1 protein-coding gene and 1 pseudogene are annotated in these 782 nt (G+C 76.2%); both read right to left on the bottom strand.

Annotation, left to right across the window (positions count from 1 at the left end):
- On the bottom strand, positions 1 to 209 hold a 209-nt coding region (locus ACYVE9_RS29235), incomplete at its 3' end, for a hypothetical protein (protein WP_461030893.1).
- Positions 209 to 782: pseudogene (locus ACYVE9_RS29230) on the bottom strand (hypothetical protein); the annotation flags it as partial. The gene ACYVE9_RS29235 and the pseudogene ACYVE9_RS29230, both read right to left, overlap by 1 nt.

Here is a 782-nt window from a genome sequence, read left to right as displayed (position 1 = left end):
CCCGCCGAGCCGCCGTCCGACTCGGGACCTGCGCCGGCCGAGCCCGCTCCCCGGCGTGCGATCGCCCCGGTGGGCGGTGAGCCGACCGTGCCGTCGGGGGACACCGACGGCGCCAACCCGCAGACGTCGCAGTAAAGTTCGTCGCCGCCGAAGTCCTCGTACCTGCCGCCGCAGGCCGGACGTTGGCACTCCGGTTGCTGCTCCGCCATCAACTGCCTTCCCCCTCGCGGTCCGTGGGCGCCCCGCCCTGCCGCGGCACCAGAGCCTCCGCCGCCGCCCGCTGGTAGCGCAGCACCGCCTGCTCGGCGGTGCGCAGGTCGCACGGCGCGCTCCACAGCAACCGCCGTGCCGCGTCGTACCGTTCGACGAGCATCGGCTCCTCGGCCATGCCGTGCCGGGCGACCTTCGCCTTGTAGGCGTCCAGCCGCCCCCGCAGCTCGGCCCGGACGGCCAGCGGAGCGGTCACCGCCGACAGCGAGTCGCGGGCCCGCTCCAACTCGTCCTCCGCGCGCTGCTCCAGGCTCTCCAGCAGCGGCGACAACCGGTGCCACTGGGCCCGCCGCCGGTAGTCGGCCGCGGTGGCGAGCTGCTCGTGCAGCGCGGTCGACGGGCCGTTGACGGCCGGCACCTCGAACGCGGCGATCTTCGCCAGCACCTCACCGCGGGCGGTCCGCGCCTCGGCCAGTGTCCGGTCGGCCCGCGAGAGCAGGTCCCGCAGCCGCAGCAGCCGCTGCTCGGCGTCCTGCCGCACGCCCAGCACGGCGTCGATCTCCCGGCGCACC

It is taken from the genome of Streptomyces sparsus, assembly GCF_054776295.1.
The sequence above is the reverse complement of the archived record's forward strand: the minus strand, read 5'-3'. Positions and strand labels throughout refer to the sequence as shown.